Genomic DNA, 4216 nt, shown 5'->3' on the forward strand with positions numbered 1-4216 from the left:
AGCGAGAGGACACGGACGCCTCCATCGCCGTCCAGCAAGGCTGGGCGTCCCGGGGCGCCTCCCCCACCTGGCTCTCGCCCCTCGAGAAAACGACGTGGCAGTTCCACCGCTGGTATGCAGAGCGCATGCAGCTTTAGCAGGCTGGCCCGGCCTTGAGGCACGGACGCCTCGATCACGAGCCCCGGCCCGCCCGCCCTCTGTTACTCATGCAACGCGGTGCAAGATGGGTTCTCCATCACGCAAACGGCGGCAGTTCTCAAGGCCGACAGCAAGACTGCGCTCCAGAGTCTGAGGAGTGAGCCAGGCAATATGGGGGGTAACAACGACCTGCTCAAGGGCCAGGAGTGGGTTGTCGGCTTCCACCGGCTCGGTGGCAAACACGTCGAGCCCGGCCGCTCGCAGCCTGCCCGAGCGCAGCGCATCGAGGAGGGCGGCCTCGTCCACCAGACCGCCCCGGGCTGTATTGATGAAAATACTGCCCGGCTTCATCAGGCCGAAAGTCTCGACGTTCATCAGGTTTGCGCTCTGTGCTGTCAGGGGCAGGTGCAGAGAGACGATATCGGACTGTCGCAGTAGCTCGGACAAGGAGCACCATTTGGCTACGGCTCCGGCCTTGGGCTGCCGAGCGGTGTAGAGCAGCGTGGCGCCAAGAGCTTTGAGCACCTCGGCCAGCCGTGACGCCACCGCTCCATAGCCGACCAGTCCGACCGTCCGCCCGGCGATCTCACCCACGGCATCAAGGCTTGTCAGCTCGGGTTGCCAGCCCCTCCCCTGCCGCGTTGCCGTGTCAAAAGCGGTCACCCGACGGAGCGCCGCAAGCATCAGCAGGAGCGTCATCTCAGCCACCGCCGGCGTATTGGTCCCCGGCATATTGGCCACCGCGATCCCGCGCTGTTGGGCGGCCGCCAGGTCTATGGTATTCACGCCAACCCCGATCTTTTGAATCAGCCGCAGGCACGGCGCGGCGCGGATGACCGCTGCGGTCACCGGTTGCAGCACGTGGAACAGCACCTCGGCGTCGCCCATGGCCGCAGCAAATGTCCCGGTATCGGTCTCCTCCACCACAACAATCTCAAGCCAGTCAGGTGCCCGACGGGCAATCAGGTCCCGAAAGCCGGGGCTGCTCCGGTAGTGCAGGACCGCCTTCATGACTCCGTCATACGAGGCCACGACCGGCGGCCGACAAGACGCTCCGGCCGGCAAAGCGGGCCGCTGATCCCAAGGCTTCCTCAATACGGAGCGCCTCGTTCCACTTTGCCGTCCGCTCGGTGCGGGCGATGGACCCGACCTTGAGTTGCCCGGCGTCCCAGCCGGTGGCGAGGTGGACAATCGTCACGTCTTCGCTCTCTCCAGAACGGGCCGAGACAATCGTCCTCCAGCCGGCCGCCTTGGCCGCCTCAAGCGCCGCCTGTGTCTCCGTAATCGTGCCGACCTGATTCGGCTTGATCAGCGCCGCATTACAGCTCCCCCGCTCGGCCGCCTGAGCGATACGCCGGGCGTCGGTGACCAGATAGTCGTCGCCAATGACCTGAACCCGGTCGCCGACCGCAGCCGTAAAACGTCGCATGCCGTCATGATCATCCTCAGCCAGCGGGTCTTCGACAGCGACAATCGGATAACGCTCAATCCAGCCTAGCAGCAGCTCAATCAGGCCATCGGTATCAAGACGGCGGTGTTCCAGACCTAATGCATAACCGGCGGTCGAACCGAACTCCGAGGCGGCCACGTCAAGGGCAATCGCCACCTGCTCGCCAGGGATGTAGCCTGCGGCTTCAATGGCCCGCACAAGACAACTCAAGGCTTCCTCGTTTGAGGCAAACAGCGGCCACCAGCCGCCCTCGTCAGCCACCCCGGCCAGACGGTCATCGGCCGCCATCAGTCGTCCCGCCGCGTGGTAGACCTCGGCGGTCATGACCAGGGCTTGGTCAAAGCTGGTCGCCCCAACAGGCATAATCATGAAGTCTTGAATATCGGTCCTGCGACCGGCGTGCGCCCCACCGCCAAAAATCTGAATCTCCGGCAGCGGCAGCCGGACCGGCTTCCCCCCAGACACATACCGCCACAGGGGCAGGCCGGCAGCCTGAGCGGCCGCGTGCAGAACCGCCATGGAAACGGCAATCAGGGCGTTGGCGCCGAGACGTTTTTTATTGGGCGTTCCGTCCAGAGCAATCAGAGCCGCGTCCACACCGGCCTGATCGCTCGCATCCAGCCCCAGAAGCTGTTGGCCTATGGCACCGCGCAGATTGTGTACGGCCTGCTCGACTCCCAGACCGCCCAGCAGGGGCCCACCGTCGCGCAGATCGGTAGCCTCATGGCTCCCGCGCGAAGCCCCAGCCGGAGCAATCGCCCGACCAATCGCGCCGCCGGTCAGACGGACCTCGGCCTCGACCGTGGGACGGCCGCGCGAATCCCACACCCGTCGGCCGGTCACCGCACTGATCCTGGTCTCAGTCATGCGCTCTCCCGTCCATTGCCTGCGACCAGATATTCCGCAAAGCGGCCAGATTCGCGACCGGGCGCAGCAGGAGACGCTTGGCAAGCGTGCGGACACGACGGCGGTCGGCCTCGGCAGTGATGTACTCAACCGGTGAGCGGCCATCAATGCGCCCCAGCAAGAGCCCCGGCAGCAGACGGACCGCTCGGGCCTCGACCGCGGCTGCGGATTCCCAGCTGACCCCGGCCAGATAGGTGTCGGCCAGGCTGTCAAAACAGGTCAGGTAACGCTCGCTCCAGTGTGGTCGCCACACACACTTGAGCAGCAAGTGGTTCAGACAAAAGCTGAGATCAAAGGCCGGATCGCCGTACCAGGCACACTCCGCATCGAGCAGCACCGGGCCGTGGGGTCCGACCAGGATATTCTTTGGACTCACATCACCGTGGACCAGCACCCGCTTGTTGGCCACCGTCGTCTCGATCACGTCTCTCAACACCTCGGCACAATCGGCGTGTTGCTCAGCCGTGGCCAACAGGTAGGGCTCCAATCGGATCGGATGAAAAATATGGTCGGTGGCAAAGCGAGTGGCGAGTTGCGCATCATTTGCGGTGCCGGCATGTATACACACCAGACACCTGGCCACGGCCCGAGCCGTCTCGGGTTCGATAACGCCGTCGCGCAGCTGCAGCTTCCACACCGGATACGCCCGGGGATCAAAATAGCCCATCGCAAACAGACCGGCCTCTCGATCCACGCCGAGAATCTGGGGGACACCGTGAGGGACAAAACGGGCCGCAGTCCGAATCCATTCAACCTCAAACGTATTGCGTTCCACCGGCGCCCGCCAGCTTGCCGCAACCCGCAGCTGAGGCAGAGCACGCTTGACGCAGATCGGTCCGTCAGCAAGATCGACTCGGACGATATCGGACGAGACCCCGCCGCTCAGCGGCTGCAAGGCGGGCCGAACGCCTGCTTTGAGCAGCCCCATGCGGACCAGCGCCTGACGGAGATCGTGTGGCGAGATGGCATCCCTCATAGCGGCCCCTCGTGTGACGGATGGACTGTGACCGAATTCTTTGGCCAAGACAAGAGCGCCGCGGATGAGGGGGCCGTCCGTCGTCTCCTGAACTCGGCAGTCACGCAACACTTCTGTTGATGTCAACACTGCTGTTGTGCAATCTATACTATATGAACGCCAACGAGTTCCGGCGCTGGCTCAGGAGACGAGGCTGCACGTTTCATACGCACAAGGGAGGCAGTGGTCATGTCACAGTTCGACTCGGAGACCGCACGACTCAGCTGCCCCTGCACGGCGGCAGCAAGGAATTGGGCCGAGGGCTGGTAACCAAGATCAAGAAAGACCTGGAGTTGGACTGATGCTGACCTATCCTATTGTACTCGAAGACGACGATGGCACCCTGCTCGCTACGTCCCCGGACTTCCCGGAACTCACGACGTTTGGCATTGACAGAGACGAGGCACTCGCACGGGCGGCCGACGCGCTGGAGGAAGCGATAGCGGCTCGCATCCACGACGGCCGGGATATTCCGCCCCCTTCACAAGGACGGGATGTCGCGGTGCTGCCTACGCTCACCGCCGTCAAGGTGATGCTGTATCAGGGCATGCGGGAGCAGGGCATCGGCAAGGCAGAGCTGGCGCGTCGCCTCGGCTGGCACCTCCCACAGGTGGATCGGGTATTGGACGTGCAGCACAACTCGCGCATGGATCAGCTGGATGCGGCAATGGGCGCTATAGGCCGGCGCCTGTACGTTAGGGCTTCAG

6 protein-coding genes are annotated in these 4216 nt (G+C 64.0%); 3 read left to right on the plus strand and 3 right to left on the minus strand.

The genetic code is table 11. The features are described 5' to 3' along the window. Positions 1 to 137: hypothetical protein (locus J4F42_21565; GenBank protein ID MCE2488111.1), on the plus strand; the 137-nt coding region annotated here is incomplete at its 5' end. Positions 138 to 204: 67 nt separating this feature from the next. Here J4F42_21565 and J4F42_21570 read toward each other — a convergent pair. From J4F42_21570 to J4F42_21580, 3 genes are read right to left on the minus strand one after another with little or no spacing between them, the layout of a single operon-like run. Beyond that, positions 205 to 1149: a hypothetical protein gene (locus tag J4F42_21570; GenBank protein ID MCE2488112.1), complete on the minus strand. Its 945-nt coding sequence runs from the start codon at positions 1147 to 1149 to the stop codon at positions 205 to 207. A 7-nt stretch (positions 1150 to 1156) separates the two neighbouring features. Beyond that, positions 1157 to 2455, minus strand: a complete 1299-nt coding sequence (eno, locus tag J4F42_21575; GenBank protein ID MCE2488113.1) for a phosphopyruvate hydratase — start codon at positions 2453 to 2455, stop codon at positions 1157 to 1159. Beyond that, positions 2448 to 3470 (minus strand): phosphotransferase, encoded by a 1023-nt coding sequence (locus J4F42_21580; GenBank protein MCE2488114.1) that lies wholly within the window; start codon positions 3468 to 3470, stop codon positions 2448 to 2450. The genes eno and J4F42_21580 overlap by 8 nt, the downstream gene beginning before the upstream one ends. A 119-nt stretch (positions 3471 to 3589) precedes the next feature. On the opposite strand from J4F42_21580, the gene J4F42_21585 reads away from it, so the two are divergent. Together J4F42_21585 and J4F42_21590 are read left to right on the plus strand one after the other, a co-directional pair. Continuing rightward, on the plus strand, positions 3590 to 3811 hold the full coding sequence (locus tag J4F42_21585; protein ID MCE2488115.1) for a type II toxin-antitoxin system HicA family toxin: 222 nt from the start codon (positions 3590 to 3592) through the stop codon (positions 3809 to 3811). Then, a partial coding sequence (locus tag J4F42_21590) for a type II toxin-antitoxin system HicB family antitoxin (protein ID MCE2488116.1) occupies positions 3811 to 4216 on the plus strand: 406 nt, incomplete at its 3' end. The genes J4F42_21585 and J4F42_21590, both read left to right, overlap by 1 nt.

This window comes from Desulfurellaceae bacterium (genome assembly GCA_021296095.1).
In the GTDB taxonomy this organism is placed as follows: Bacteria; Desulfobacterota; Binatia; order Bin18; family Bin18; genus JAAXHF01.